The organism is Pseudomonas sp. PDM13 (assembly GCF_025685765.1).
GTDB lineage: Bacteria > Pseudomonadota > Gammaproteobacteria > Pseudomonadales > Pseudomonadaceae > Metapseudomonas > Metapseudomonas solani.
Window position 1 is genome coordinate 92,031 of sequence record NZ_JAOTQU010000006.1, and the last position, 25,161, is coordinate 117,191.

33 protein-coding genes are annotated in these 25,161 nt (G+C 63.8%); 2 read left to right on the forward strand and 31 right to left on the reverse strand.

What is annotated here, in order from left to right; translation table 11 throughout:
* The first annotated feature begins 119 nt into the window (after positions 1–119).
* On the forward strand, positions 120–824 hold the full coding sequence (locus OEJ36_RS08600; protein WP_263401137.1) for a hypothetical protein: 705 nt from the start codon (positions 120–122) through the stop codon (positions 822–824).
* Positions 825–900: 76 nt separating this feature from the next.
* A complete protein-coding gene (locus tag OEJ36_RS08605) occupies positions 901–1,752 on the forward strand; it encodes a DUF2971 domain-containing protein (RefSeq protein WP_263401138.1) in 852 nt (283 codons plus the stop codon).
* A gap of 17 nt (positions 1,753–1,769) precedes the next feature.
* Here the strand turns inward: OEJ36_RS08605 and OEJ36_RS08610 are convergent, their stop codons facing one another.
* The 31 genes from OEJ36_RS08610 to OEJ36_RS08760 form a co-directional block, all read right to left on the reverse strand.
* On the reverse strand, positions 1,770–2,045 hold the full coding sequence (locus tag OEJ36_RS08610; RefSeq protein WP_263401139.1) for a hypothetical protein: 276 nt from the start codon (positions 2,043–2,045) through the stop codon (positions 1,770–1,772).
* A complete protein-coding gene (locus OEJ36_RS08615; RefSeq protein WP_263401140.1) occupies positions 2,042–2,407 on the reverse strand; it encodes a hypothetical protein in 366 nt (121 codons plus the stop codon). Before OEJ36_RS08615 ends, OEJ36_RS08610 begins: the two co-directional genes overlap by 4 nt.
* Positions 2,404–2,712 carry a DUF6527 family protein gene (locus tag OEJ36_RS08620; RefSeq protein WP_263401141.1) on the reverse strand — a complete coding sequence of 103 codons (309 nt, stop codon included), beginning with the start codon at positions 2,710–2,712 and terminating at the stop codon, positions 2,404–2,406. Before OEJ36_RS08620 ends, OEJ36_RS08615 begins: the two co-directional genes overlap by 4 nt.
* The gene (locus OEJ36_RS08625) at positions 2,709–3,356 is read right to left on the reverse strand and encodes a glycoside hydrolase family 19 protein (protein WP_263401142.1); all 648 of its coding nucleotides are present in this window, start codon (positions 3,354–3,356) and stop codon (positions 2,709–2,711) included. The genes OEJ36_RS08620 and OEJ36_RS08625 overlap by 4 nt, the downstream gene beginning before the upstream one ends.
* Before the next feature lie 433 nt (positions 3,357–3,789).
* Positions 3,790–4,542: a hypothetical protein gene (locus OEJ36_RS08630; RefSeq protein ID WP_263401143.1), complete on the reverse strand. Its 753-nt coding sequence runs from the start codon at positions 4,540–4,542 to the stop codon at positions 3,790–3,792.
* Positions 4,542–5,264, reverse strand: a complete 723-nt coding sequence (locus OEJ36_RS08635) for a head decoration protein (protein ID WP_263401144.1) — start codon at positions 5,262–5,264, stop codon at positions 4,542–4,544. Before OEJ36_RS08635 ends, OEJ36_RS08630 begins: the two co-directional genes overlap by 1 nt.
* A 9-nt stretch (positions 5,265–5,273) precedes the next feature.
* On the reverse strand, positions 5,274–5,597 hold the full coding sequence (locus OEJ36_RS08640; protein WP_263401145.1) for a hypothetical protein: 324 nt from the start codon (positions 5,595–5,597) through the stop codon (positions 5,274–5,276).
* Positions 5,590–6,105, reverse strand: coding sequence for a hypothetical protein (locus OEJ36_RS08645; protein WP_263401146.1), 516 nt, complete (start codon positions 6,103–6,105; stop codon positions 5,590–5,592). Before OEJ36_RS08645 ends, OEJ36_RS08640 begins: the two co-directional genes overlap by 8 nt.
* 97 nt (positions 6,106–6,202) lie before the next feature.
* Positions 6,203–7,162, reverse strand: coding sequence for a hypothetical protein (locus OEJ36_RS08650; RefSeq protein ID WP_263401147.1), 960 nt, complete (start codon positions 7,160–7,162; stop codon positions 6,203–6,205).
* 7 nt (positions 7,163–7,169) lie between these two features.
* Positions 7,170–8,381: a hypothetical protein gene (locus OEJ36_RS08655; RefSeq protein ID WP_263401148.1), complete on the reverse strand. Its 1,212-nt coding sequence runs from the start codon at positions 8,379–8,381 to the stop codon at positions 7,170–7,172.
* Positions 8,382–8,566: 185 nt separating this feature from the next.
* Positions 8,567–8,719 carry a hypothetical protein gene (locus tag OEJ36_RS08660; protein ID WP_263401149.1) on the reverse strand — a complete coding sequence of 51 codons (153 nt, stop codon included), beginning with the start codon at positions 8,717–8,719 and terminating at the stop codon, positions 8,567–8,569.
* Between the two features lie 360 nt (positions 8,720–9,079).
* Positions 9,080–10,834: a hypothetical protein gene (locus OEJ36_RS08665; RefSeq protein ID WP_263401150.1), complete on the reverse strand. Its 1,755-nt coding sequence runs from the start codon at positions 10,832–10,834 to the stop codon at positions 9,080–9,082.
* Positions 10,834–11,343: a hypothetical protein gene (locus OEJ36_RS08670; protein WP_263401151.1), complete on the reverse strand. Its 510-nt coding sequence runs from the start codon at positions 11,341–11,343 to the stop codon at positions 10,834–10,836. Before OEJ36_RS08670 ends, OEJ36_RS08665 begins: the two co-directional genes overlap by 1 nt.
* On the reverse strand, positions 11,343–13,406 hold the full coding sequence (locus OEJ36_RS08675; RefSeq protein WP_263401152.1) for a hypothetical protein: 2,064 nt from the start codon (positions 13,404–13,406) through the stop codon (positions 11,343–11,345). The genes OEJ36_RS08670 and OEJ36_RS08675 overlap by 1 nt, the downstream gene beginning before the upstream one ends.
* 175 nt (positions 13,407–13,581) lie before the next feature.
* A complete protein-coding gene (locus OEJ36_RS08680) occupies positions 13,582–13,944 on the reverse strand; it encodes a hypothetical protein (RefSeq protein WP_263401153.1) in 363 nt (120 codons plus the stop codon).
* A gap of 53 nt (positions 13,945–13,997) precedes the next feature.
* On the reverse strand, positions 13,998–14,423 hold the full coding sequence (locus OEJ36_RS08685) for a DUF4124 domain-containing protein (RefSeq protein WP_263401154.1): 426 nt from the start codon (positions 14,421–14,423) through the stop codon (positions 13,998–14,000).
* 71 nt (positions 14,424–14,494) lie between these two features.
* On the reverse strand, positions 14,495–15,271 hold the full coding sequence (locus OEJ36_RS08690; RefSeq protein ID WP_263401155.1) for a hypothetical protein: 777 nt from the start codon (positions 15,269–15,271) through the stop codon (positions 14,495–14,497).
* A 21-nt stretch (positions 15,272–15,292) separates the two neighbouring features.
* The gene (locus OEJ36_RS08695) at positions 15,293–15,730 is read right to left on the reverse strand and encodes a hypothetical protein (RefSeq protein WP_263401156.1); all 438 of its coding nucleotides are present in this window, start codon (positions 15,728–15,730) and stop codon (positions 15,293–15,295) included.
* Complete coding sequence (locus OEJ36_RS08700) at positions 15,727–16,332, reverse strand: hypothetical protein (RefSeq protein WP_263401157.1); 606 nt, start codon at positions 16,330–16,332, stop codon at positions 15,727–15,729. Before OEJ36_RS08700 ends, OEJ36_RS08695 begins: the two co-directional genes overlap by 4 nt.
* Before the next feature lie 2 nt (positions 16,333–16,334).
* The gene (locus tag OEJ36_RS08705) at positions 16,335–16,889 is read right to left on the reverse strand and encodes a hypothetical protein (RefSeq protein ID WP_263401158.1); all 555 of its coding nucleotides are present in this window, start codon (positions 16,887–16,889) and stop codon (positions 16,335–16,337) included.
* On the reverse strand, positions 16,886–17,194 hold the full coding sequence (locus OEJ36_RS08710; RefSeq protein ID WP_263401159.1) for a head-tail connector protein: 309 nt from the start codon (positions 17,192–17,194) through the stop codon (positions 16,886–16,888). Before OEJ36_RS08710 ends, OEJ36_RS08705 begins: the two co-directional genes overlap by 4 nt.
* Positions 17,195–17,201: 7 nt before the next feature.
* Positions 17,202–17,816 carry a class I SAM-dependent methyltransferase gene (locus tag OEJ36_RS08715; protein ID WP_263401161.1) on the reverse strand — a complete coding sequence of 205 codons (615 nt, stop codon included), beginning with the start codon at positions 17,814–17,816 and terminating at the stop codon, positions 17,202–17,204.
* On the reverse strand, positions 17,767–18,588 hold the full coding sequence (locus OEJ36_RS08720; RefSeq protein WP_411860984.1) for a hypothetical protein: 822 nt from the start codon (positions 18,586–18,588) through the stop codon (positions 17,767–17,769). Before OEJ36_RS08720 ends, OEJ36_RS08715 begins: the two co-directional genes overlap by 50 nt.
* A gap of 8 nt (positions 18,589–18,596) precedes the next feature.
* Entirely contained in the window at positions 18,597–18,941 is a 345-nt protein-coding gene (locus OEJ36_RS08725) for a hypothetical protein (RefSeq protein ID WP_263401163.1), read from the reverse strand.
* An 89-nt stretch (positions 18,942–19,030) separates the two neighbouring features.
* Positions 19,031–19,306: a hypothetical protein gene (locus tag OEJ36_RS08730; RefSeq protein WP_263401164.1), complete on the reverse strand. Its 276-nt coding sequence runs from the start codon at positions 19,304–19,306 to the stop codon at positions 19,031–19,033.
* A 46-nt stretch (positions 19,307–19,352) separates the two neighbouring features.
* Positions 19,353–20,534: a phage major capsid protein gene (locus tag OEJ36_RS08735; protein WP_263401165.1), complete on the reverse strand. Its 1,182-nt coding sequence runs from the start codon at positions 20,532–20,534 to the stop codon at positions 19,353–19,355.
* A 2-nt stretch (positions 20,535–20,536) separates the two neighbouring features.
* Positions 20,537–21,421 (reverse strand): head maturation protease, ClpP-related, encoded by an 885-nt coding sequence (locus OEJ36_RS08740; RefSeq protein WP_263401166.1) that lies wholly within the window; start codon positions 21,419–21,421, stop codon positions 20,537–20,539.
* Between the two features lie 4 nt (positions 21,422–21,425).
* A complete protein-coding gene (locus OEJ36_RS08745; RefSeq protein WP_263401167.1) occupies positions 21,426–22,739 on the reverse strand; it encodes a phage portal protein in 1,314 nt (437 codons plus the stop codon).
* Positions 22,732–22,896, reverse strand: coding sequence for a hypothetical protein (locus OEJ36_RS08750; RefSeq protein WP_263401168.1), 165 nt, complete (start codon positions 22,894–22,896; stop codon positions 22,732–22,734). The genes OEJ36_RS08745 and OEJ36_RS08750 overlap by 8 nt, the downstream gene beginning before the upstream one ends.
* Positions 22,893–24,626 (reverse strand): terminase large subunit, encoded by a 1,734-nt coding sequence (locus tag OEJ36_RS08755; RefSeq protein ID WP_263401169.1) that lies wholly within the window; start codon positions 24,624–24,626, stop codon positions 22,893–22,895. Before OEJ36_RS08755 ends, OEJ36_RS08750 begins: the two co-directional genes overlap by 4 nt.
* 12 nt (positions 24,627–24,638) lie before the next feature.
* Positions 24,639–25,118 carry a phage terminase small subunit P27 family gene (locus tag OEJ36_RS08760; protein WP_263401170.1) on the reverse strand — a complete coding sequence of 160 codons (480 nt, stop codon included), beginning with the start codon at positions 25,116–25,118 and terminating at the stop codon, positions 24,639–24,641.
* Between the last annotated feature and the right edge of the window lie 43 nt (positions 25,119–25,161).

Here is a 25,161-nt window from a genome sequence, read left to right on the forward strand (position 1 = left end):
GGAAGGGGCGGCCATTGTAGGGCCCTCGCACCGAACAGGGGGCGCACTTCGTCCGCCAGAGTTGGCAGAGCGAGCTGGCCGATAAATACTGTACGCATAAACAGTATTTGTGAGCCACTATGTTCCGCGCCCCCACCGACCGCGACCGCTTCAGGTTCGCCCTGGAATACCACCAGCACATCTACGGGATGACCGATCAGTGGGCCAAGGAACAGTTCCGCCTGGCTGGTGAGGCGCTCGCCGCCGGCCTGGTTGATGAGATGGAATTTTTCGAGATGCGGGACCTGGTCATCAGCATGGCCACGCATGCGCGGGAGCGCGTTGCCGGTGATCGGGTGCATACCCTTGGGGTCTATCACGTCATCGATGAGGCGAATGGCGCAGTGGTAGGAGTGCTGGAACGGCGCCATCTCGCCGCGAGCCAGCACCCGCAGGTCGACGGCGTGCGGGCTGGGCATGACGCGAACGGGCAGCTACGGATGATCGAGGACCGAATCCTCGATCGCGGGGCGATTGACGGCCTCACCTGGACCGACAGCAAGAGCGGCGTCGCGTACCGCTTCCACTTGGTTGGCCACCTGCAGAACGGCCAGCGTACGCCCCGGATCATCGACCAGGACCACTACCGCCTGGTGCGGGACCTGGCCCGCGAAGCGCTGGCCGTCGGCGACCAGCCCCGCGCGGATCTGCTGCAGGCCCGCCTGCACTGGGCCGCCTGGATGCCGTGCCCAACCTGCCGGGAGCGGTTCGCCCTGGTGGACGACTGCGAGACCTGCGGTGGCCAGGGCCTGGTGTCTGCACCAGTTCCTGGCCCTGATTGGTGATTATGTATCTAGAGCTTGAAGTGAGACCCGTGCAGAATAAACAGAACTCCACCGCTTGCACCGAAGGAAAATAGGGATGTTTGAAGTCCAAGCCGAAGCAGCTTCGCTGTACAAATTTTACTCGTTCAACGCGAGAAACTTGGAAGCTCTATCAGAGCCATATGTCTGGTTCTCCAAACTAGATAGCTTCAATGACCCATTTGAAGGCGTTGTCCGGGAAGTTGAAATCAAAGGAGAACAAATGCTCCTGCCAATGATGAAAAAATACTTAAAGTATAAGCATAAAATGCCGGCTATCGAAGCTGAGAAAGCACTCCTTCAACATCTATTAAGAGCACCTGAAGAAGCGGCCGCAGAGTACCAGCAAATAGCGGAGGACATAACGAATGCGACGAGAGCAGATATAGAAAAACTAAGTTTTTTCTGCTTATTCAGAGAGAACCCAGAGCGTTCGCCGCACGAAAAGCTGCTCATGTGGAGTCATTATAGCGATGGCCTAAGGGGTATGAGATTAGAGTTCGACACTGGTGCTCTCCTAGACTCCCTTGAAGTTCCAAGCGGGGCCGTAATAGCGCATCCCGTAAAATATGTGTCGGAACCGCCAACTGTCTCAGTAATGGACTACCTCTCATTGCTGTCAGACAAAATCAGCTTTAAAGATTGTGCGGAGATAGTATTTAATCGAGTAGCATTTAAGAATACAGCCTGGGAGTATGAACAAGAGTATCGAATTATCAGCCATCAGGCCGGGATGGCGCGCTATTCGCCAGACGCAATAAAGGAGGTGGTTTTTGGCGAAAAAATGCCAGATCGACAGAAGAGAATCGCGTACAAGCTTCTGAGGGCGCACGGATCTAATACAAAATTTAAGGTAGCCAAAATCAGCAGATGGAATTACGAAATAGTCTTTGAAGAATATGTAAATTAGCGATTAGTTTATTCAGACTAAGGATGTAGCGACTGGCAGGCTGTAACGGCCGCCAGCAGCTCCCGCTCGTAGCCGATCCGCTGCCGGCGCTCGGCGAGCAGCGCACGCACCTTCATCTCCAGCGAGTCGCCCGCGCGCAGCGTCGATGCTGCCCAGGGCGGCACAGCCACCTCCGGCACCCGGCAAGGCACCGCCACCGGCACCTCCACGCGCACCAGGCGCGGCTCGGCCTCCTGCCGGCCGGCGCACCCCGCCAGCGCAATCACTCCCACCACCACGATTCCCAGCCTCATAGCCCCAGCTCCTGGTCGATCACTGTCGCGGCCGCGGCGCACTGGTCGCCGCCGATCCGCTCCTGCTGCAGGCGTTGGGCGGCCGCGTAGTCGCCGGCGGCGGCCTTCCGCGCCTCCTGCTGGGCCTGGGCGGCGACCTGCTGTCGTTGCTCAGCCTCGGCGCGCAGCTGGGCCACGCGCGCGTTCTGCTCGCCGACGGCACTCTCCAGTGCGCCCCGGGCGAGACGGCACTTGGCGGCCAGGTCCTGGGCCTCGTCCAGTTGGGGGCGGTAGTGCCCAGCCGCCAGCCAGGCACCGAGGGCGCCGGCGGCCAGCAGCGCCAGCCCGGCCAGCACAACGCGAATCGGAATGGACGACATCATGACTCGAGCTCCGGCAGGTCGACGGTCTGCCCCGCAAGCGCGTGCGTGCAGTCATCCAGGAACTGGATACGGCCATCGGTGACGAAAGAGTGGCAGGTCATTTCGGTTCGCTGCTGGCCCCACTCATAGCGGACCAGAATCGACGGCTGAAAGGTCGGCCGGTCCACATCGCCGTTCCAGGTCCAGCGCGGGCAGCCATCGCTTTCGACGTTGAGGCCGTGCAGCATTCGGCACCCTGGGCATTCGAAGAAGACCTTGTCACCGGCCCTCTCCAGTACCGGTGACAGCCTGACGAAGCCACTCACGACAGCACCGCCTTCGCCCGCTCCCAGAGCACGCGGCGCTCGGCCAGGCCGGTGAGGCCACCATTGATTCTGCGGGTGATGCCCTCGAAGTCGCCCTGGTCGGCCAGCTCATTGAGCCCACGCGAGGCCCAGAACCTGGCTGCGGCCATGGCGGCATGCTCCGGCTGTTCGAGCAGTTCCGGGTGCGCCACCAGGTCGACGCCGAGATCCACGCTAGCCGCTGCGTGGTTGGCCTTTCCGGTCAACTGGATCAGGCCCCGCCCTCGGTAGCGCCAGCCGTCTCCGGAGGCTTCGGGGCCATTACCCATGCGGTTCGCATAGGCGCGATTCGCCAGCGCCTCCGGCCTGCCGACGTAGCGCTGGGCGTCTCGCACCTCCTCAGGGTCCACCCGGGCATTACGGTTGGCGTCGAAGCCCCACCGAAATATCTGGGCGATGCGCGTGGCGTCCCTGTAATTCAGGTTCTCCACCAGGCGCGTCAGCTCCCCGCTCTCGTGCCCGACTTGGGCCAGGAAGGCCGCCAGGCGCACCCGCGATGTGATGTTGAACCGAGCGGCGGCGCGGTTGATGGCAGAAACGAAAACGCCCGCGCGGCGGCGGGCGTTCGGGAGGATCTGCAGCAGTTGCTGCTCCGTGATCTGCATTGAGGTCTCCAGAAACGAAAAGCCCCGCACTGGGCGGGGCTCTCAGGTAGGTTCGGCCCTTGGCGGCCAGTTCATCGGCGGGAGCATAGCGAGCAGTTCAGCCTCGGTAGGGACGGCCCTACCGGCCTTCACTTCGGCTACCAACTGATAGCAAAGCGCCCAGCAGGCATCCCTCCACTCGACGCCGGCCTGGCCCTCCGCGCGGAACTGGTCGTTCGTACTGGTGGCGTAGGTGCACAGACTGAGGACGTGGTCGTAGCCACGCTGCCGGGCGACGCTATCCATATACGCATGAACCGCTGCAGTGAGACGCTCCTGGGCTGGATCAACCTCCCACGACAACCTCGCCAGGTCGCGACCGCTGAACTCTGCCAGCTCCGCGAGCGACTGCGACCACTCGGCAAACCACTCGCCATCACATAGAACTCTCATGTCAGGCACTCAGCTCGTTGATAGTGGCCAGGGGCGCGGTGTGCATACCCACGTCGACGACGCCGCCAAACACGCCCATGCACCCGATATCGATTAGGCCACCCGACACGCCGCAGATGTTTGGCCAGGCGTTGGCATAGCCCACGCTGGTCTGCGCGGACATGCGTATGTGCACCCAGCCGTCAGCGGGCGTAATGGGCGTGTTCGCAGGCAGCGCGACGCCGTTCTTGATGCAATCAAACTGGAAATGGAATGGCGCCGTCCGAGCACGAAACCACCCAACCAGCGTCGCCCAGGAGTTTGCCTGGAACAGCGCCCGGGTGCCGTTGGTGGTGGCCAGGTAGCGCGTGACCGAGTCCGTCCCCACTGATGGATTCGCGGTGCCGCTGCCAAAACTGTAGGTAGCCACGAAAAACTCGATGCCGTACCGAGCGGCCGAGCCACTGCGCCCCATGGCCCCAATCAGTGATTTGACCGGCTCGGTCAGCGCACCGGCGGAGCCGCCGAAATCGTTGTTATCATGGATGAACTTCCCACCGTTCGCGTGGCTGCCGCCGTTGTAGGCCGCCAGGAATGGCGAGCTGACAAACGAGGTGACGCTGGGGTTGAGCGGGTTGATCCGGCCAGCGAACCGGCCAGAATCAGGCATGAGGCTGATGAACGGCATCGCCGAGAATGAAGCGCCGGCGGCAGACCCGAGCTGTTCCTGCCTGACGAAGTCCTTGGGATCGGTGATTCGTCCGAGGTACTTCATCAGCCGATCACCGTTGCCCGGTACTGACCACTGGTAGGCGCGATGCCGAAGGTCAGCTGCACGGTGTTCAAGCCGTTGGCCACCCAGTCCACGATAACTCCAGCGTTAGAACTCGCCTCACGCACGCTGACGGCCACATCCTGGGTATTCAGGTTGTGGGTCACAGTGATAGTGGTCGCGGTGCCGTCGCCGATGGTAGCGCTGGCCTTGCGCGCGACAACACCAGTGTCGACGGCGATTGCGTTGCCAACGATGGTGATGCCGTTGCCCGCTGTGTAACTGGTGCCTGCTCCAGTCTGGGTCCAGACCAATGCGGTAGTACCGATGGTAATGGGCGCATCGGTGGTCATCAGCCAGACCTGGTTGCCCTGGGCGGTGCCCTCGCTCACGAACACGGCGGCGCCCAGCGCCTCGGCGGCGGTGTCCATGTCGGTGGAGCGGGTCCAGGAGCCAGCAGCGGCGACGTAGATGCCGTTGCCCGAGCCAGCGGTCTGGTTTTTCACCAGCACCCGGTCGCCAGCGATGATGCTGACACCATCGATCGTCTGGGCGCCGGACAGCGTGATGTTCGCCGTGGTGGCGGCGCGCACGGGGCTCTTCCAGGAGTAGCCCTGGACCGCAGCGTCAAGCTGAGCCTTGGTGACAGCGTCCTGGGGGGCGGTGCCGTCAGCCAGCGCGGTGAGTCGGAATCCGCCCGCGTCGAGCGTGTTGGTCAATTTCATGGATTTCTCCTAGTTGAAGTAGGCCCTGCCGGTCTCCGGCCGCCCGTGGGTGATCTGGACGATGTTCTGGTCGATGTACTCGACGTCTGGCTCTACTCGGCGGCCGCCGGCATCGACGACGGTGACGCTGGGGTAGCGTTCCAGGTTGTGCGGGACAGTCCACACCGCCAGGGCTATGGACTGCTCCCACTGGAAGGTCTCGCCGCCTGGCGCGCCGTCTCGGCCACTGGGGCCTTGCGGGCCGGTGGCAACGACAACCGCCGGCGCTCGCCGGGGCTGGGTGACGATCACCACCGGCGTCGCCACGACTACGGTGGCCACTTCGTCAGCCATGGCAGCACCCTCCCCCTTCGGTGACGACGACCTCGCCGTGCAACCAGCGCTCCACGCGGCCATCGGTGTAGGTGAGCTCCAGTTCCCACTCGCCGCGTGTCCAGCCGATGGCGGCGGTCTGCTCGGGGGTCAGTTCCAGCAGCAGCTGGCCGAGGCCGACCACGGTCAGCCCCGCGCCCAGCGTCAGCACGATCGGGTCAGCACCCTCGCCACGGATCACGGCGCGAATGCCCATGCCCGTCAGGTCGACCGGGAGTTGGTAGACGAGGTCGCCGCCGGTAGCGCGCAACGAGCGCCCATTGATGTCGTTGAACTCGACGGTGTCGGCGTCGATCACCAGGGTCATGCGGCCCACAGAGGTGAGCTTGTCCAAGTTGAGGTTGCCGCCCTGGATGCCCTCGGCCCAGGTCATCCACTCGCCCGGCAGCCCGTGGTCAGGAACCGTCATCAGCAGGGGGGCGGTTTGCTGGATGGCCGTGATCGGCTTGTAGGTGTAGGTCTTCTGCATCAGCAGGAGCGGCTGCTGAAGCGTTGCGCCCGGAATGATGTCCAGGACTAGGCGGCCCGGCTGCATGGCTGGCTGCTCCTTGTGTCAGGTGTAGGGGTTAAACCTCGGCGCGGCGCATCCGCAGGACCGGGACAGCCCCGGAAACCAGGTCGCTGTCGCTGTAGGTCCAGGTGGCGGGCAGGCCGCCGGAGAACGGCTGGCTCTGCTGCAGCATGTTGTAGCGCGTCAGGGCGGCACTGCCCTGGCCCAGAGATGGCATGCCTTCTCGCAGCGCCTCGACGGTGGCACCGACGCTGCTGTGGAACGCGATCCAGTACACACGGTCCGCGCGCAGGGTGTACGGGGTGATGGAGATCCATTTGTCCCCGGAGGTGCTGACCAGGATCTGGCCAAACGTCACCAGCAGCTCATTGGGCCAGCCCATCTCATCAGCCGAGTACAGGCCCACCCGGATGTAGCCGCCGGAGGAGCCCGTCTGTACGCGGATGCGCAGCTCATCGATCACGACGTCGCGCAGCGGCGACCACGGCGCGGCCTTCACCTGGTCAGGGATGAACGCGTTGTTGGTGGGCGAACTCCAGAGGAAGCCGTTGTCGAGGTAGTTGCCCACCTGCGGCAGCGGCGTCAGCCTGGCCAGCATGCTGTCGAGCGGGCGCCAGGCGCCGGCGGCGCGGAGGTTGAGGGCGGTTCCGGTGGGCTCAGGGATTCCGCCGTCCCCACCGCCGCCTCCGTCATGTGCAGCCGTCCACAGCTCCGCCATGTCGCCTGCAGTGATGCGAGCCTCCACGACCGAACCCACCGGCCAGGTGTTGGCCACGGTGCCCTCCTGTCCGCGCACAATAGTCAGCACGCCAGCGGAGCGCCCGGTGACCTTCACGATCTCCCAGGCGGTTTCCACTCCTGCGGGGTCGCGCGCCACGAGCGTCAGCAGGTAGTAGTCGGTCCCGATGGTGCCCAGGCGCTCGGCCGCGCCGGCATCAATGCTCATGCTCAGGCCAGCAGGTGCCAGTTCCGCCGTCAGGGCGGCGCTCCAGTTGTTGATGAATCGTCGGGCCATGTGGACCTCAAATGAAGGTGACGAAGGTGGCTTGCGGCCCCGCCACCTCACCGGTGTACGGGTTGAATGCGCCCCACAGCAGCGGGCCGTTGGGGTGAGCGTTGGTGTTGCCCTCGGCGTAGGTGGCGGCAGCCACTGGCCCCGCCGGGGTCATGGCACCCAGGTAGTGCAGCCAGAAATTCCCCAGCGGAGCGAGGCTGCGCGCCTCGTCGGCCACGAACATCACCATGTTGTTGCTGAACAACCGCCAGCGACCGCCAGCCATGGCGCGGCCGTAGCCATCCAGGGCCGCCGGGCACGGCGCCACGCCATCGACCAGTTCGAAGGCAATTCCCTGGCCGCCGCTCTCCTCCACCGTCGACGAGATCTCCCCACCGCCGGTGTAGGTGATGGTGCGGTTGGCAGTGATCGGCGTGCGCAGCCGGTCGACCTGGTCGTTGGTGTCCACCAGGTCGTAGACGATGGGAAGCTCCCCGGGCAGGTTCAGCTCACAGTGCTCGGATACCACCGTGTAGGAGCTGATCAGCCAGCTGCCCTCATCCGGTACCGCCTCCGGCACGCTGGTGTCATAGCGGTGCAGGTAGTCCACCGTGCACTCCACCGGCTCGCCGTCATCGGGCGAGAACCACATGGCCAGGATGCGTCCGGTTACCCCGGCCTCGGCATAGCCACTGCTGGTCCAGTACTCGGTCGGCGGCGAGGTCGGCAGGAAGTGCTGCGCCTGTGTGATCGCGAAATCGTGCACCGGAGTGCCCAGCGTCTGCTCCCGCGTGCGCAGCACCTCGGTGCTGATGCTGATGGCGCCGGCGTTGCCGGATACGGTCACCAGCAAAAACCCTGTCGGTACCGGGCGGACGTCCACCGCCCAGCGCTCGTCGCTCACGTAGAGCATGAAGATGGCCCGGTGGCCGGCCGGCGATACGTCGATGGCGCTGTTCCAGCGGCGCACGAAACCATCCAGGTGCGGGCTGGACTGGCCGAGGTCGGACGGCCAGGTCACCGACAGGGCCTGAACATACGGTGCGCCGCCCAGCACACCGAAGCGTTTCGCCTGGGCGTTGTCCAGGTCGATGATCCAGCGCGTACCGTCCGGGGCGCAGTAGATCCAGCCGCCAAGCTCGCGGCCATGCAGCTGGAACGGGCGCCCGAGCATGATCCCCTCGTTGCGCCACTCGCGACCCAGCGCGTAGTCGGCGGCCAGTTCGTCAGGGGTTCGCACCACCGCAGGCACCCCGGGCACCTTCAGTCGGTAGGTGTAGTTTCCGTTCTCGACCGGCCCAGGGTGCACCCTGGTCGTGCCGTTGTTCAGCGTGAGAACCAACGGGCTGAACGGCGTCGCCCGCGTGGCGCGCCCATGCCATGGCCACCCCCAGGGCGGCAGGTTCGGTGGGTTCATCGGGGTTCCTACGGCGAGGGGTTGGCGTACTCGAAGATCACCTCGGCGTCGTTGGCGTCCTTCATGACGACCCGCTTCGGCGCAGGCAGCACGAACAGGCCGTCGCTGGTGGTGAAGCCATCCGCCCAGAATTCTCGCGCCGAGAACAACGGCTCGGTCACCGGGCTGGCGATGCCTCCTGCAGCTGCTGCTGGGGTTGATGGCTGCCACGTGCCAACGCCGCGCGTTGACGCCCTGCCACCCGTTGCCTCTCGCGCGGATAGCGTTGAAGGCTTTCGTGCATCAGGCGTCAGCGAGTTGAGGTCGGTCTGCAGGGTCTTACCGCGGCGCTGCTCCTCGAGGTTCCGACCAACAGCCCGCCGCGCAGCTTCGGAAGTCTGAGCCCTCCCCGCCGCTATGGCCTGTCGTGAGGAGTTCCTGGAGGCCTCCGAGGTTGCTGCCCGGGAGGCTTCCGACGTTGATGCACGCGCAGCCGCCATTTCGTCTGCAATCGCTCGACGATCATCCGCAAGGGTCATGAGTTAAAGCTCCAGGTGATCGGTGGGGACACTCACGCGAAAGGTGCTTCTGTCCTCAACCGGGTACTCGTCCATGTGGTCGGCGGGAATATCTTGGACATGGATCTTGAAGTCCCGAGGGAAGACGGGTTGCGAAGGAAGGCTGTTCGTGTAGTTGCCGCTGAAACCATCAAGCTCTTCGTCATAATCGGGACTTTCCTCACGACCACCGAGTTGAGTCTGTAACACCAAATCGGGCCAGCCCACGCCAGGTGGTGTGCTGTATGGCGTTGCCGGCGGATTTAGGGGGTCTGTTTCACTGCTCCCGCCCTGGCTTACCGCCAACTGGAAATTGGTGTAGCAGCGGCCGCTCCGCAGGTCCCACTCGTCGATGATGTTCACCACCTTGGCCTGGCAACTGATCGGATGACCGAGCACCTGGTCCTCGATGCGCACGGTGTGCTCCAGGCGGATGTCCAACGCTTCAGCCGTCGGCAGGGTGAAGGCAAACCGATTGCCACGGTGAGCGCCGAGAATCGAAACCCTTGCCATAGCCATGATGGTGCTTAGGCCGAGTTGCCGCCGATCCTCATTGCGGATGTCGATGACGAAGTCGCCAAGGTCATCCTGAACAGCGCCGGGTGCGGGCGCGGAGTACGTGGCATTAAGGAAGGTCTGCTCCTGGTCGCTTTCCGTGTCCATGGCCATTCGGTCCCGGCTGATAACTTCGCCGGCTTGAGCGACGCTGGCAGGAGCTTCTAGGCGCAATTTGTACTGTTCGGTGACTCGCTGAGCCCACCGCAGACTACTGGACCAGCTTGCACGCAGAATCAGGTCGGGATAGCTGTTGATCCAAGGAACCGGGGGCGTACACCAGGCTCCTGTTTCTGGAACTCGTAGCCAGAAAGCGCCTTCAAGAATTGAATCAAATCCAGCACCTTCACTCGCTTGCTGCACCATCCCTACGGTGGGCAGTTCAGTGTCATCCCGCCGCCAAACACAGAAGCCTGTGTCGAGGGAGTCGCCCTCAATATCGGGGTGCTTCCAGTCAAATTTTTGGTGCCGCTCCCGAAGCCTGATGAAGCGGAAGTCGGCCTCCACCTCGACGACGTTGATGCGCTCGCTGAGCTCTACCGGCAGGTAGTCGATGCTCTGGAAGATGGCCGTGTCGGGCTGAATCAGCCAGTGGGGAACCGTAGTCGCTGCCCATTCGGTGACCTGCAGCTGCCCCTCAACCGAACGCTGGATGCTCACAGGCCGGGTGCTGAGCCGCTCCTTGGCATACGTCCAACGAGAGCGACCCTCGGTAGGCTCGAAGACATCGGGAGACCACAGGCCGCCAGCCAGGGCATCCACCTGCTCGATCGTCAGAGGCTCCACCACCTCATTGAGCTGGTCGCTGCACTCGCAGGACAAGACGCGGGTCTGCAGGTTGAAGCGTGGGCGCTCCAGCTTTCCGCGAAAGCGCAGAGCCTGCACATCGGCATCAGCCCTATGGTGGACGAAGTGAATCTCCACATCCTGACCGATGTAACTGTCGGGGTTCACCGAGCCAGCGTCGAGCAACAGGTTGAAGTCCGCGATGCAGCGGGCGAACTCCTCGCGCTCGATGCGGATGGTCCCGGTCAGATACTGGGTGGTATCCACCCCATTGAGCAGCAGTTGCACGCTCCAGAGAATGGAGAAGTCCGGGGTCACCTCACGGGTGACAATTCCCGGGACGAGGGTGGCCCCGCCGTTCAGGATTGCCCCGTTCAGCGTAGTTGCGTTGAGTTGCATCAGACCTCCCTGGCGTCGAACGACCAGGAATAGGGGAATTGGCCAGCGCGCAGCGCCTCCTCGGGCGGCTCGCAGCTGACCATGAATCGAGGCAACCAGCCGACCTTGTAGCTGGTGGCGCCAGCCTTGGGCGTGATCTCGAAGTTGTTGCCGGTCATCGTGATTGGGGTAGGCAGTTCACGGTTACCAACACGAGCCAGCGCCCAAGGCCCCACGTCAGGCCGGATCTGCCCCGGGATGACCCCCTCCAGCGTCAGCGGGATCAGGTAGCGCGGTTTCGTGCAGAGCAGCTCCAGCGGCTGATCGAAGTCGAGGCCGTCGAAGCCGAGGCCCATCAGGCCGGTACCGCTGATGGTGATGATGGTCTTGCGGAAGTGCACCATCTTCACCAGGGTGCCACCGGTGCGGCGGTCCTCCGTGACGCCGTCGCCGGCCGACTGGTAGCTCTGCTCCGGGAAGCCGCCGCTGGCGAGCGGAGTGACGGCCAGGCCGCCGAGTTTGACTTCCATCAGCTGACCACCCCTCTATCCCCGAATTTGCGTGCTTCGTTGCGGGCACCGAGCCCTTCGATGGTTGGTTGATCGCCGTACAGGGTGTGACGGGTACCGTCTGGGAACTGGATGATCACGGTTCCCAGGCTTCCAATCCCTCCCGCTCCACCGCTCACAGCCGCAGCAGTGCCGACCAGGCCGCCCGTGGCAAAACGCGGCAGCTGCATTCCGTTCAGCGCGGACAGCATCCCGACGCCGTACTTCTGCACCGCCGCTGCCTTGACAACAAACTCGCCGTTAGAGAGCCACGACAGGATGCTGTCGCTTGTTCCGGTACCAGCGCCACGGATAGGGCCACCCCTGGCGTTCGCCTGGATGGGAACCGATGTGCCGCCGGCTGTGGTCGGGGCATTGATCGTCGGGGTAACGGTCAGGCTCTGGCCGATGCTCTCGCCCAGCTTCTTGAACTTCTCCATGATCGCGTTCACCTCCTCGTCAGGGAGGTTGATGGTCACCTTCACGTTGGTGACATCGGCGATCTCGGCCTTCAGCTCCTTGACCGATGCCTTAGCCTCGTCGACGGACTTCTGGGCCTTGTCCAGCTTGATCTTGTCCGCCGACTCCTCGATCGCCTGGAGCTCCTTGATGATCCCGGCGAAGCCATAGGTGTTACCGCCCTCCTCCTGGATCTTCTCCAGCACGTCGAGCGCGGCCTGCGCCTTGGTCTTCGCACCTTCCAAATCGTTGGATGACAGCGCATCGCGCGCCGCGACCTTCAGCGCGTTAGCCTGGCTGAAGCTGGCCTCGCCGGCAGGCCCGGCGTTGACCTTGGCCAGAGCGTCCTTGTAGCGCTTGGCAGTATCGAGCTGGGCTTTCTTCGCCTTCTCCAGATCACCGGTGGCCTTGCTCTCTAGCTTCACCTGCTCGGCCAGATACGCCTTGGAGTCGTTGAGCAGTTGCTTCTGGATGGCGGTCAGGTCGTCAGCATGCTGCTGCGCCTCGCCAGCGGACTCACCCATGCCGGACACAGCAGCGTCGAACTGATCGGCTGCGGTCTTGGCACGGTCAGCCATAGCCTGCTCGCCATACTCACCGTTCCACAGCTTGGTCAGGTCCTCCTTGGTCTCGCCAAGGTTGTCGCCGATGTCGGCGACGCCATCCTTGATGATGTTGGCGGCGCCTTCGAAATTGCCTTGCAAGGCCTGGACGGCGGCGGCGAACACCGCCCCTATTACTCCACCGGCCTGCTTGAAGGTGCTGCCGATGACGATGGCCGCGCTGGTCAGCAGCTTCAGGCCTGCCCCCAGCACACCAGCGGACTCAGCGGCTTTTTGGCTGTCCTTGGAGAAGGTGAGCAGATAGCCGGCAACGTCGTTCAGAGCAGGCAGCAAGTTGACCGCCACCTGCTGGCCGGCGGCCTCGGATGAAGCGCCCAGCACGTCGAGCGTGTCGTTGAACTGGCCGGCGTCGGCGTAGGCTTGGTCGTCCAGCACCAGGCCCAACTCCTTGGCCTCGTCGACCAGAGCCTGGATACCGGAGGCACCGCGGTTGAGCAGTGGCAGCAGCTTGGCACCGGACTTTCCGAACACGTCCATGGCCAGGGCAGACTTCTGGGCGCCGTTGGGCAGCTGTGCCAGTTTGTCGGCGACCTCGAGCAGCAGCTGACTTGTGCCCTTCAGGCTGCCGTCCTGGTTGCGCAGGCCGACGCCCAGTTGGTCGAAGGCGGCCGCCTGCTTCTTGGAGCCATTGGCGGCGGCCACTATGTTGGCGTTGAACTTCGACAGCGTGGCCGACAGTGCCTCGCCCTCGATCGAGGCAAACTTCGCGGCGTACTGCAGGCCCGCGAACTCGCCGGCCGCCATGTTGGCGCGCTCGGCCAGTTCACCGGTGATGTCCACGGCGTCGATGCTGCTACGCACGTAGTCGACAATCGCAGCACTCGCGATGGCGCCGGCCAGTGCAGCGCCTGCAGCTTTCGCGGCCTTGGTCAGGCTCTTGACTTGGCCCTCAGCCTCGTCGAATGCCTTCTTCGAGTTGTTCTTGCCGTCGATGACAAGCTGGGTGGTGATCTTGCCGGTCATGACTTGAGTTCCTTGAGTACCGCCTCGAAGCCCTTGCGGTCGGCCTGGGCGACCCGGGCGACTATCAGATTCAGGTGCGCGGCCTGGCGGTCATCGGTGGCGATGGCCGTGCAGAAGGCTTCGATTTGCGGGAGGGTGTAGTCCTGGATGCTGGCCCAGGGGTGGCCGGCACCGATCAGCTGCTGGGCGACGTCTGCCCAACCACGAACTGCTGTGCCTTCACCAGGGCCCGTCCGAAAAAACTGGAGTTCGCCATGACGACGTGGATCATCAACTCGACGGCCACAGCAGCAGGTAGGCGCGACAGACGCCACCGGCTGAGGGTGGTGCAGTGCAGCAGGATGACCTTCAGCCCACCGGTCTTCTTGGCGTAGCTGTAGATTTCCTCATTGGTGAACTTGCCCAGCATCACGAACAGGTCGGAGGCTGCCTGGCCAAACGCCTCGAAGTGGCGCATGCGCACCGGCAGGATGCGAACCTTCTTGCGCCCGACCGTCACCGGCACCGGCTCCGGGAAAAGAATCTGGATGTCGCTCATGCGATCTCCCATAAAAAAACCCGCCGAAGCGGGTCTTGATGAATTCTGATGCGCTAACTCGAACTACAGGGAACCTGGACCTTACGTGTACCCGCGACGCCTCTGCGCTTTCCATCCTTTCCAACCTGGGAATAGCTGTATGGAACATCGACGGTTTTCACGCAGGGCTTGATGTAAACAGGCGTCGGAACTGCAACAGGCACCTCCTTGACGATCACCTCGGGGGCAACCTTCTGCCGGCGCTCAGGTTTCGGCTTGGGCGCCACGTAGGTCTTGCTCGGGTCGGCCAGTTGCACTGCAGGCCCCTCGCCGCTCGGGCGGGCTGCCGCTTTCACATCGACCTCGGCACCCTTGGTGTCGCCGGGGCACGCGTTCTGCGCAAAGGTCACCTTGCCAGCGGCATCGGTGCACTTCACGACGGTGGCGGCCTGGGCCGCGGTGCTGCATACCAGGGCTGCAGCGATGATCCAGAGACGCACGGTGGCTCCCTCCTTGGGTTGTAGATGGCTGGGAATGTATCCCCTTGGACACACTCCCGCCACCGACCACCTTAGGCGACGTCCTTGTTCTCGACCTCCCACTGCCACATAGAAGCCTCGTCAGCGTCGAAGATCGCCGGGTCGGACAGAAGCGTGATGGTCACCGGGATGGTGCCGAACTCTGCGCCCTGGTTGAGTGCAATGGCGCCGCCCAGGGCGATCTTCACGTAGAAGCACTGGATGCGGCGAAGCTCGCCGCTCGAGCCTTCGTTGCGCTGACCAGTCATGCAGCGGTAGAACTTCTGGCTCTGGGTGAACGGCTTGATCACATCCACCGTCGGGTAGCTGTAGGTGACCAGCACCGGCAGCTTCTTGTCGGGGCCAGAAACTGCGGCAATGGCCGTGGCCAGCGGGCCACCCGGCAGGATGCGGATGCCGCCCGGCAGCACCGAATAGTCGATGTTCCGGGTGTAGGTCGTGGAGCCATCCTCGCTGGTGACCTCAGTCACGTCCAGGGTGAGGTGCTGCAGCATGATGACGCGGTCGATACGGGCGTCATGCTCCTCATCAGTCGCGGTTCCGCTGGGCACGCGCTCCATGCTGCCGTACATGGCGATCGCAGCGGCTCGCGGGCTGAAGGCCACGGCCTCGCCGTTGATGACGATGCGACTGGTGGCGGTCACCCCATCGAGATCGGGCAGGCCCAGCTTTCGCGGGTCGGGAATGGTGATCTCGGTGGTGGTCGGTTCACCGTTCACGTTCTGGAGGATGAAGACCTCCTCGAATTCCCAAGAGGGATACGGCGCGATGAAGAACGAGCCGCGGAACAGCTGGGTGTTGAGTTGCATGTGGGTCTCCTGGCCAGCGGCCTAGTTGTAGTCTTCGACGTAGGTAACGCCGACGGTGATAAACAGGGAGCGGGTGGTGATGCCTTTTCCTGCGGGGTTCATGAAGACCATCTGGTCCTCGTCCTCGATGAGGCCCGGCACCCTGTGTTCGGCGTCGAGCCGGCCGATGCCCATGGCGCGCAGCACGTCGACGCCGGCAGCGTTCAACTCGGCGCGCGGGGTGCGGTGCGAGAAGACCGCCTCGATCTGATAGGTCCGTACCCGGGTTGCCTGGGTGATGGCGTTGCTGGTACGTCGGTCGGTGTCGACTCGCGCCACCAGATAGGGCAAGGCCTGCTTGTCAGGGATGGGATCGTCTTCTTCGAAAACCTTGCGGAACTCGGTTACAAAGCCGTTTGAGGGCGTGATCCGCTCAAGGCAGTCCCTCAGCTTCTGGTCCAACTCGCTGGCTTTGCTCATTTCGCCCCCCGGGCTGCGCGCTCGATTTCGCGCCGGATGCGGCGCTCCACCTCCTGCTGCAGGAATGCGTTCACCCAACGGATGGTCCCGTCATAGGTGAGTTGCTTGAACCAGTAGGCGACGCTCACCGCCTGGGCATTGGCCAGGGCTCGCGCGTATTCGTAGGAGGTGATCTGTGGATTTCTGGTCTTCGGCCCGATTTTCCGGGCCTTGCTGCTGCGCGTGGACAGCGGCTGCTTGCTGCTGCTCGACGGGTTGACAAAGCCAGCGGCGATTTTCTTGCCGTTCAGCCCAGCAACCCATACACGCGCCCGGGTTTCGTCGATGACGTCGAAGCCCCAGGACTTGTAGCGGATAACTTCCACGCCGGAACTGGAAGGGATGATCCTGGCATTCAGCCGACGACTGTTGGCTCGCTTGATGGCCAGCCGCTGGCGGACCTCAGCGTCTTCAATAATCGCGGCGATCGGCTTGAGGTACCTGTCGCGGCGGGTCCTGGTGGCGGTTGTGTTCAAGGCGCCACGGATCACTGGCTCGACGGCCTTGCCGATCGCCGCCAGCCTGGCCCGGGCCATCTCTTCGCCGACCAGCGAGACGGACATTCTCATTCCCGTCGCTCCAGCCAAAGGCCTCGCACTACGCCGTCATCGGTGTTGGCTGCCAGCCACAGGACGTTGTAGGCCTGGCCGTCGACCTCGATCAGGTCGTCGGCCTCAACAGCGCCGGCCTCGATCAGCGCGACCTCAGCGTATGTGCGCAGCGACGGCCCCTGGTCGTTCTCGATGTTCACGTAGGGCATGTCGAATGCCAGGAAGACGCGACAGCAGCGAGGCACTTGCCGCTGGCGGATCACTCGCCCGGGGAAGCCAACCAACTCGCTCGCCGTGATGGCGAGCTCCTGGCGCTTGCCGGTGAAATCGCGCACGTCGTCCAGCAGGAAGAGTCGGTCCTCGGTGCGCAGGTAGCGACCCTTTACCAGGCGCTCGTCCCACCAAGCGCGGATGGTGATCTTGGCCGGGGCGCGCAGACCGGTTGCCGGCGGCGGCTCGGCGTTCTCCTTGGTCTGGATGCCGCACCACAGCCAGTCGATCTCGCACGGCTGCAGATCCGGGCCCAGGTGCAGGAGGGTCGCCGGAGTATTCAGGCGCCCGGTTCTCATACACCCAACCCCTTGCGATGGAAGTGCAGCAGGTTCTCCACGGTGGGCATCTGCACGTAGGAAACGCCCACCAGCCCCTGCTCGCGGTTCGCGTAGAACTCGGCGGCCAAGAGCAGGATGGCGGCGCGCACGCTCGCCGGTACCGCAACCTCGTCGCCGGCGTCGTCCTTCCAGGGCAGGTCGCGGCCCAGGAACTGGCTGGCATACTCGATGGCCGCGTCCAGCTTCTCCTGCAGGTCAGCATTCTCCTGGTCGTGCCGGATCTTCATGTGCCGCTTCAGGTCATCCAGCGTTGGAAGTGACATGGCGGCCTCACTTGAACCGGCGGAACGCGAAGGACGTGATGCCTTCGCGGCCGATATCGGATTCGATCTCGTTGACCTCGACGCAGCCAAAGCCCTGCTCAGCGAACCAGCGGATGAGGCCCGGCTGCGTCCAGTAGTAGAGGTGCTCGCCCGGCTTGAAGTGCTTGCTGCGCAGGCAGTCCCACTGACTCAGGTACACCGGCATCGAGACGAAGACCCACTCGGTAGCCTGTGCTACCAGGGCGGCAGGATCGGGGATGTGCTCGAGGCTGTCCCAGCAGGTGATCGCCTCCACCTGGCCAGCGTACACATCCTGGAAACGCTGCTGGGAGTTCAGCCACTTGACCGCTTCGGGGTTGATGTCGAAACCCCAGGTGTCCGCCTCAAGAACGAAGCGCCCGCCGCCAATGCCGATGTCGACCGGGCTGCCGGCGAAGTGTCGCTTCACGAAGGACACGCGAGCAGCCGTCAGCTCCGCGCCCATCTCGGTAGCGTCCAGGGCCTGGTACTTGCGGAAGTAGTGACCGGCATAAGCGATCGGCGAGCGGGGGTGAAAGCCCATGCCAAGCTCATCAGACCAGAGCAGGCAGTCGGTCAGCCCAAGCGGCAAAGCGTTGGTCATGATTCGAAATTCTCTTGTTGCATGGGTGATCGCGTTCCGTGCAGAGACAGAACTCGTCCGGTACCGCGAATTCGATGAGCGACAGATCGGTGGTGCGGTCGGTCAGCAGCCGCGGGTGGTTGAAGCCGCCCTGCCCTCCGCAGACGATCCAGGCCGGAACGCGAGCCGCGATCGCCGCCGGCAGGATCCAGCCGATACCGCCGATCACGGCGGCGGCGTGCGGCAGCAGCGCGAGCAGCTGCTCCACGGGCAGCTCGCCCCGGTGGAAGCTGATGTCGGCCGGCGGCAGCGGCTCGACCGCCCACTCCCGGCCCGGCTCAAGGTCAGCAACCGAGACCACCTGGTACCCACGCCTCCGCATCTCTGCCGCCGCTTGAGCGACGTACAGAGGATCAGGGTTGCGCGACTCGGCCACCCACTCAGAACGCACCGTCACCGGGCGCACCACAACGTAGTGGCCTGATACCGGCGAGGGGCCGAAGTCGGGCAGATCCATCTGCCCGGGCTGGAAGCCGAAGCAACTGCGCATGCCGTTGAAGATGCCGGCGCCGCCGTAGCGCACCACCACCTGATCCTGAGCCGGCGGCGGCCGGCGCCATCGGGTGCAGCGCTCGATGTTCTTCGCCTGGGTTCGCAGTTGCGTCGCAGGGCGTACCACCTGCACGTGCCGCATGTCCTGGTAAAGCTCGGGCCAGGGCGTTTCGAGGAACACCCGGCCCGAGTACTTCCTGATGAAGGCTCGCTGGTAGATGCAGTCGCCTAGGCCGTTCATGCCGCGAATCAGCACAAGGCCTCCTTGAGGGTCATTCGGGGGAAACAGCGCAGAGCGGTCTCGCGGCTGCAGTTGATGATCTCGACGCCAGGATGGTCCCGGGCCAAAGCCTCGAACTCTGCTGGCCATTCGCCGACCTTCCCGGCATTGCCGAGCCGGTCTGGGTGGTCGCCGTGCCAATGGGCGCGGCCGCCGGTGTATTGCATGTCGTAGCCGAGCAGGACCACGCGCTTCGCGCCGCGCGCGATCGCCAGTGCTACGGCACCGCCACCGGAGTTCCTGTAGTGATGAACTCGCGCAGGGCGGGCTCCGTGACCATTGAGCGTGACAGCCAGCAACTCGCCTCGGAACACACGCCGTACCTCGGCGGCGTATACGTCCCACCAGACCCCATCCATCGCGTACAGGACGTCAGCCCAGGGCGCGATGCGGAAGCTGGTGTTTACGCAGACGACCCCTTTGGCTTGCGGCCCTTCTTCGGCACGCCAGCGGCGGGCGGTGTCACAGTCGGCGGCGGTGAGACTGGGGCCGCTGGCGATGCAGACGACGGTGTCCCAGCCGGCGGCTTTGGGGGTTCGTCCGCCGCCAGTTGCACCAGCTTCCGAGCCTTCAACTGTTCGAACTCGGACTCCCGGATGGGGAACGGCTCCGACTTTCTGGACTTGATCACGCCGCCGTACTCGAAGGAGCGCAGGGCCTGCACCAGTACATGGGTCATGGCTATCTCCGGATGGAGGGGGCTGGTTGCCCAGCCCCCGAGCTCATCAGCTCTGGGTCAGCGAACCGGTCACGAAGGCTTCCGGACGAGTCACGGTGAAGGCCAGGCGCTCTTCAGCGCGGATGCTCACCATGTTCTTCTCGAAGTCCTTGTCGTTCTCGGTGGAGATCAGAACCTCGATCAGCATGCGATCGAAGATCTGGGCGCCGAGGCTGAAGGCACCGGTCAGGAACTCGTCCTGGGTGATGGCCTGGGTGGAGACCACCGGACGATTCCACAGACGCGCATCGGTACCGTCTTGCGGAGCGCCGATGATGTAGCGGCCCTCGCCATCCTTGGTCAGCTCGATCGCCGCCCAGTCGATGGGGTTGAGCACGATGCCGGTGGCCGGGAACTCAGCCAGTTCCGCCTGCAGCAGCGCCAGGCGCATACGGTCGATGCGCTGCTCACCGGTGACAACGACGCCCGAGGGTGCCGAGTAGACCTGCGCCTGCGGGATGATGCCGTGCAGATGAATGCCGGTGCCGTTGCCGTAAAGCATCTCGACTTCTTCAGCCATCATCAGGCCGTAGCGTGCACGGGCGTCGATGAAGCTCTGCAGCGCCGGAGCATCGTCCAGCATCTGACGGCTGCCTTTGAACAGGTGCGCAATGGTCCGCACCGCTGCGTTGTCCAGCTCGAAGGTGATGTCGGAGTACGGCTTCTGACCGCCTTCCGAAACGATCTTCGCGTTGTTCACGAAGCCGGTCTCGCGCACGTACTCGATGGAGTTGCTGTTGGTGCGACCCGGGGCGACGAGGTCACGGATGGTCAGTCGCTTGTCCGGCAGGGCAATAACGCCAGGGCGGCGGTCAGGCGCCACCAGGTCACCACCGGAGCCCGGTACCGACATGATGGCGGCGCGCGGGACTTCGAAGCGCCGGGCGCCGCGGAACGAAGAGTTCATGCCTTCGAACTGCTCGCTCTCGACCACGAGTTGACCGGCGGTCTTCACGCCAGCGGGGTCGCCCTTCTCGATGCTGGCGACCAGCTTCTGCTCGGCCTCCTGCAGACGAGCTTGCAGCTCGCCCTGCTTGTTCAGCAACTCGTCGACCTTGGCACGGGTCTCGGCCTGCATTTCGCCGGTGCGCTTGATTTCCTTCTCGGTGTTTTCGGCCGAGGATTTGATCTGATCGCCAATCTGCTTGAGGCTGGCGTTCAGCTCGATGACTTGTTTTTCGAAGTCCATCGCTATGCTCCTTTCAGGGAGTTGAGAATTTCTTGAGCCCCGTTCAGCGAGGCAGTGAGGTCAGGGGCGATAGCGCTGGGCGTATCGGGCGGGACAGCGCCAGGCTTGTCCCCGCCGGCAGCGCTGGGCGTGCCGGACTTGATGTCTTGGATGAGGGAGCGACGCTCGCTACGGGGCATGCCCTGCTTGGCGAGAATCACGTCGAGCCGGTGGGCGGCGATCTGGGCGGCGGTGCCGGCCTTGGCGGATTCCTTCACGGAGTCGGAGGGCAGCAGCGAGTCGGCGAAGCCCTGCTCAACCGCAGCGCTGCCACCGATCCAACTCTCGGCGTCCATCAGCTCCGCCATCTTCTCGATGGGGTCACCGGTGCGGGCCGCGTAGATGTCGGCCATGGCCTGGTCGAAGGGCTCTAGGGTGTCCGCGAATTCGCGGAACGCATGGCGGTTTCCCACCGCCCAGGACCAGCAGTTGTGGATCATCAGGAAGCCCGAGCGGGCAACCTGCACCTGGTCGCCCGCCATTGCGATCACGCTGGCGGCCGAGGCGGCGATGCCCAGGACCTTGATGGTCACGCTGCCCTTGTATTCGCGGAGCAGGTTGTAGATGGCCAGGCCCTCGAACATGTCGCCGCCTGGCGAGTTCACGTTCACCGTGACGTCGGCGCCGCCCATGCCACGGAGGATTCCGCTGATGCGCTTGGCGGTGACACCCTCCCCGGTCCAGGGGTCGTAGCCGATCGGGTCGAGGATCGAGATGGTGTTCGGTTCGTCCTCAGCGGCGGCGCGAATCGCAGGGTTCCAGCGCTCGAGGGCTTGCGGCAGGACATCGAACGAAGCGGCCGCGCGCGGCCGATCCGCCGGCGCTGCCGGAATCGCTTTGATGGTCATTGGGTTACTCCTGAGGCTTGCTTTCTGGCTCCATCAGCCAGCTCAACAGGGCAGCCCTTGCAGCTTGCCCATCGGTGGTTTGCCCCAACGAGTCGATGGGGGCGAGGTTGCTCTGGACGGTGAGCACGTCAGCGTTGCCGCCGTGCCGCTTCAGGTTCTCGCGAACCCTGCATTCGTCGCGGGTGTAGATGCCGTTCTGCACCATGGAGCTGTAGAAGGACGCCCGGGCAGCGCTGTCCGCGCGCAGCAGCCCCTCGATGGAGTACTCGACGTACATGCGGCGGCGCTCAACCGGCGTAAGCAAGCACTTGGCGATCGCTTCTTCGATGCGCCGCTGAAGCGGGCGGAGGGTGAAGATCAGAAGCCGCAGTTGCTTCTGCTCCAGGCCCGTCCCCCAGTTCGATGCTTTGTCGCCGTAGCCCACTACGGTGGGGTCGATCAGGAAGAACCGGCAGATGTCCTCAGCGCTGTAGGTCCGCGACTCCAACAACTGGGCGTCAACGGGGTTGATGCCGATGGTCTTGGCGGTGACGCCGGCCTCCAGCACCGGGGACAGCCCGGCGTTCATGGCGCCGGAGATGCGCTTCACGTAGTCGCGGAACTCGTCACGCTGCTCGGGCTTCAGCGTCCGGTCAACCTCGAAGGCCACGGTCTGGTGCAGGCCGTTCTGGAACGTCGAACCCGCAACACTTTCGGCCGACATGGCCGAGCCGAACACATCGGCACCGTAGGCGATCGGCGAAAGCCCGATGAGGCCATCCAGCGAAAACGCCGGGATGTGCATCATGTTCTCGGCCGGAATCTTCCGGCGGGCCGTCTTCGGCGCGGTGTAGAAGTACTCCAGGTTCCCAGCGTCATCGACGTCGAGTTCCATGCGCCCCGGCAGCAGGAAGTCCAGAGCGACGACCCGGCCGCCAATGCGCCTGATCTCGATGTACGCGTTGCCCTTCAGCAGCATCGAGGCGACGACCGCTTCCCAGAATGCGACAGCCGTCATCTTGCTGTTCGGGCTGTGCCGGAGGATCCAGTACAGGTCGTGATCATCCGCGCTCTGGCGGCTGCCGTCAGGCATCTTCAGGTAGAGGCCAATCGGCAGCGTGGAGATGGTCTCCGCGATGACACGAACGCACGCCCATACGGCAGTCAGCCGCATGGCGCTGTTGACCGTTACCGTCTTTCCGCTGGCTGACTGGGCGCCCAAGAACTGCCCCCAGAAAGCGCCATCGGTGAGGCGAATGGTCTTGCCCATCCACTCACCCAGCGAAGCGCGCGGCGCGGAGGCAGCTCGGGTCAGAACCGAGGACAGGGATCTATTCACCGGTCAGCCCCTTTCTGAGGAACTCGAAGACGCAGAAGCACGAGGTCGCGGCGGCGATAAGGGACCAGCCAGGGCCGGCCAGGACGAACACGCCGCCAATGAACAGGCCAAGGCCCAGCAGCCCGGCAATGATCTGCAGGATGATTGCGGTGCTCATACGTACATGGGGTCTCGGAGGGCGGCCATGAAGGCGTCGTCATTGCCGCTGTTGTCGTTGATGACCTGCGCCATCGCTCGCCCGATCGCCATGATCAGTGCGACTGCGCCGTCGATTTTGTTGTCATCGCCCTGCTTGATCGGCCTCACGACGTCGTCGTTGCCAGGCAGGTACTTGGCGATCACGTTGCCCACGCACCAGGTCATGATCGGGTTGCCGTCATGGTGGAACCGGCCGGATGCGATCGCCGCTTCCAGCTCCTTCATGGGCGTGCTCATGTTGGTGTAGTTCTGGGTGATGACCACCGGCGTCAGCCCCTCGTCCTCGAGCTCGTGCTGCAGGCCAGTGGCGCCGTGCGGGTCGATCGGGGTCTCGCGTACCGAGTAGAGCTTCGCCGACTCCTTGGCCTCCGCGAGGATCTCGCGGTAGTCGACCTCGGCGCCGGCTGTCTCACGCAGATGTGCCGTATTCACCCAGGCCTGGAAACGCTCAGTCATGCGCTTGTTGGTGCTGTAGCGGACCGTGTCTTCAGGGACCCAAAAGCACGGGGCGATGCAGTAGTAATGGGTCTTCCCGTCGATCACCCGCCAGAACAGGCGTGCCATGCTGTTCATGTCCAGCTTGCGGGCCAGGTCGAAGCCCAGCACCGCTTCGTGCCCCTCGAACTCCTCGGAGGCGAGGCTCTTGTCCTCGCAGTTGCGCCAGGACTCCATGTTGAAGAACCCGGTCTTGGCCGATACCCAGACATTGAGGTGCTTCGTCTTGAAGGTGTTGGTGAAGCGCGCGGACCTGATGCCCCGCTGCTGCATGCTTTCCAGGTACTCCCGGAAAACCGACACACCGATGTTCGGGTTGGCCTTGGCCAGGACCTTCGGGTCGGTCCAGTCATCGCCCGGGTCGATCGTCCATATCCAGCCGAAGAGCTCGTCGTCTGGGACGATGCCCTCCAGCATCTCGATGACCTGGCGGCGCTTGTCGTAGCAGGGCCCCTCGATGTTGTCGCCGGCCGTAGTGATGATGAACATCAGCGCTTGGCGGCGCGCGCCCATGCCGGTGAGCATGGTGTCGTAGAGCGCCGAACTGTCGTGCTCGTGGTACTCGTCGACGATGGAGCAACTGGGCGATGCGCCATCACCGGGGTTACCAATGATGGGCTCGAACCGGCTACCGTCGTTCGGGATGTTCATGTTCGAGGCGTTGACCTCGATCCCGGCAGCCTCCATGAGCATCGGCGAGCGCAGAACCATGAGCCGCGCTGGCCGGAACACCTCCCAGGCCTGGTGTTCAGTTGTGGCGCCGGCATAGACCTCGGCGCCGAATTCGTTGTCGCCGGTGAACATCGAAATGCCCACACCACCGGCGACAACGCTCTTCCCGTTCTTCCTGGGGATTTCCCAGTAGCTCTCACGAAAACGCCGGAAACCCGAGTGCTTGCGCACCCAGCCGAAGGTGACCGCGAGCCCAAAGAGCTGCCAACCCTCCAGGGTTATCAGCTGGCGCTTGAACGCCCACTCCCCCTTCGTGTGGGGTAGGAGTTGAATCAGCCGCAGCTTCTTCTCGGCTTTAGCCGCGTTGAACTTGTACTTGAACTTGGCCGATCGCGAGGCGGCGACATCGTTGAAGTGCCGCTGCACGGCCAGCTTCACGTAGCTACAGCATTCGATCTTTCCGGCCAGCACCCGCCGCCCCCAACGCATCGCCGCGTCTACGTTGGGGTGTTTGGTGGCCATGGGTATCTCTTGTTATTCGTTCAGCAACTCCATGAAGGGGTTGCCGACCTTCGACTTCTTCCCACCGGTCAGCCGCGATCGGCTCGAGGGGTCGAGCCCCAGGATCGCGCCGAAGGTGACCATCTGGGACATAGCCTCCTTCGCAGCGGTGAGCGCGGGGTTCTTCATTGGGCTGCCCATCGCGGATGTAACGACGGGGCCATCTTGGACGACGAGCTCCTGCGCCGCGCGCCAGTTGGCATACGCAGTGCAGAAGCCCTCGACGTTGTGCAGGTCGGTGATGCAGACGATCTTCTGAGCGAGCAGCTCAGGCATCACCGTCTCCCACATCCGGATCGCCAGCGGCTGCATCCAGTCGGGCGGATCGACGTGTGTGATCTGGGTGAACTGAGGTTCGGCCTTGTTCAGGGCCCGCTTGCCAGGATTGCCTGCCACCACCTTCTGTTGGGTGGGCTTGGGGCGGCGCCCCGAACGCCCCTTGACCCCTGGCATCGGCGCAACTCCCTAATTCTATTTTTCGCGGGTACGTAAATCC

What these genes read in the sequence shown, in the direction of transcription:
- OEJ36_RS08600 (WP_263401137.1), top strand. Translation starts at nt 120, where the DNA reads ATGTTCCGCGCCCCCACCGACCGCGACCGCTTCAGGTTCGCCCTGGAA.
- OEJ36_RS08605 (WP_263401138.1), top strand. Translation starts at nt 901, where the DNA reads ATGTTTGAAGTCCAAGCCGAAGCAGCTTCGCTGTACAAATTTTACTCG.
- OEJ36_RS08610 (WP_263401139.1), bottom strand. Translation starts at nt 2,045, where the DNA reads ATGAGGCTGGGAATCGTGGTGGTGGGAGTGATTGCGCTGGCGGGGTGC.
- OEJ36_RS08615 (WP_263401140.1), bottom strand. Translation starts at nt 2,407, where the DNA reads ATGATGTCGTCCATTCCGATTCGCGTTGTGCTGGCCGGGCTGGCGCTG.
- OEJ36_RS08625 (WP_263401142.1), bottom strand. Translation starts at nt 3,356, where the DNA reads ATGCAGATCACGGAGCAGCAACTGCTGCAGATCCTCCCGAACGCCCGC.
- OEJ36_RS08630 (WP_263401143.1), bottom strand. Translation starts at nt 4,542, where the DNA reads ATGAAGTACCTCGGACGAATCACCGATCCCAAGGACTTCGTCAGGCAG.
- OEJ36_RS08635 (WP_263401144.1), bottom strand. Translation starts at nt 5,264, where the DNA reads ATGAAATTGACCAACACGCTCGACGCGGGCGGATTCCGACTCACCGCG.
- OEJ36_RS08640 (WP_263401145.1), bottom strand. Translation starts at nt 5,597, where the DNA reads ATGGCTGACGAAGTGGCCACCGTAGTCGTGGCGACGCCGGTGGTGATC.
- OEJ36_RS08645 (WP_263401146.1), bottom strand. Translation starts at nt 6,105, where the DNA reads ATGCAGAAGACCTACACCTACAAGCCGATCACGGCCATCCAGCAAACC.
- OEJ36_RS08650 (WP_263401147.1), bottom strand. Translation starts at nt 7,162, where the DNA reads ATGGCCCGACGATTCATCAACAACTGGAGCGCCGCCCTGACGGCGGAA.
- OEJ36_RS08665 (WP_263401150.1), bottom strand. Translation starts at nt 10,834, where the DNA reads ATGCAACTCAACGCAACTACGCTGAACGGGGCAATCCTGAACGGCGGG.
- OEJ36_RS08670 (WP_263401151.1), bottom strand. Translation starts at nt 11,343, where the DNA reads ATGGAAGTCAAACTCGGCGGCCTGGCCGTCACTCCGCTCGCCAGCGGC.
- OEJ36_RS08675 (WP_263401152.1), bottom strand. Translation starts at nt 13,406, where the DNA reads ATGACCGGCAAGATCACCACCCAGCTTGTCATCGACGGCAAGAACAAC.
- OEJ36_RS08680 (WP_263401153.1), bottom strand. Translation starts at nt 13,944, where the DNA reads ATGAGCGACATCCAGATTCTTTTCCCGGAGCCGGTGCCGGTGACGGTC.
- OEJ36_RS08690 (WP_263401155.1), bottom strand. Translation starts at nt 15,271, where the DNA reads ATGCAACTCAACACCCAGCTGTTCCGCGGCTCGTTCTTCATCGCGCCG.
- OEJ36_RS08695 (WP_263401156.1), bottom strand. Translation starts at nt 15,730, where the DNA reads ATGAGCAAAGCCAGCGAGTTGGACCAGAAGCTGAGGGACTGCCTTGAG.
- OEJ36_RS08700 (WP_263401157.1), bottom strand. Translation starts at nt 16,332, where the DNA reads ATGTCCGTCTCGCTGGTCGGCGAAGAGATGGCCCGGGCCAGGCTGGCG.
- OEJ36_RS08705 (WP_263401158.1), bottom strand. Translation starts at nt 16,889, where the DNA reads ATGAGAACCGGGCGCCTGAATACTCCGGCGACCCTCCTGCACCTGGGC.
- OEJ36_RS08710 (WP_263401159.1), bottom strand. Translation starts at nt 17,194, where the DNA reads ATGTCACTTCCAACGCTGGATGACCTGAAGCGGCACATGAAGATCCGG.
- OEJ36_RS08715 (WP_263401161.1), bottom strand. Translation starts at nt 17,816, where the DNA reads ATGACCAACGCTTTGCCGCTTGGGCTGACCGACTGCCTGCTCTGGTCT.
- OEJ36_RS08720 (WP_411860984.1), bottom strand. Translation starts at nt 18,588, where the DNA reads ATGAACGGCCTAGGCGACTGCATCTACCAGCGAGCCTTCATCAGGAAG.
- OEJ36_RS08730 (WP_263401164.1), bottom strand. Translation starts at nt 19,306, where the DNA reads ATGACCCATGTACTGGTGCAGGCCCTGCGCTCCTTCGAGTACGGCGGC.
- OEJ36_RS08735 (WP_263401165.1), bottom strand. Translation starts at nt 20,534, where the DNA reads ATGGACTTCGAAAAACAAGTCATCGAGCTGAACGCCAGCCTCAAGCAG.
- OEJ36_RS08740 (WP_263401166.1), bottom strand. Translation starts at nt 21,421, where the DNA reads ATGACCATCAAAGCGATTCCGGCAGCGCCGGCGGATCGGCCGCGCGCG.
- OEJ36_RS08750 (WP_263401168.1), bottom strand. Translation starts at nt 22,896, where the DNA reads ATGAGCACCGCAATCATCCTGCAGATCATTGCCGGGCTGCTGGGCCTT.
- OEJ36_RS08755 (WP_263401169.1), bottom strand. Translation starts at nt 24,626, where the DNA reads ATGGCCACCAAACACCCCAACGTAGACGCGGCGATGCGTTGGGGGCGG.
- OEJ36_RS08760 (WP_263401170.1), bottom strand. Translation starts at nt 25,118, where the DNA reads ATGCCAGGGGTCAAGGGGCGTTCGGGGCGCCGCCCCAAGCCCACCCAA.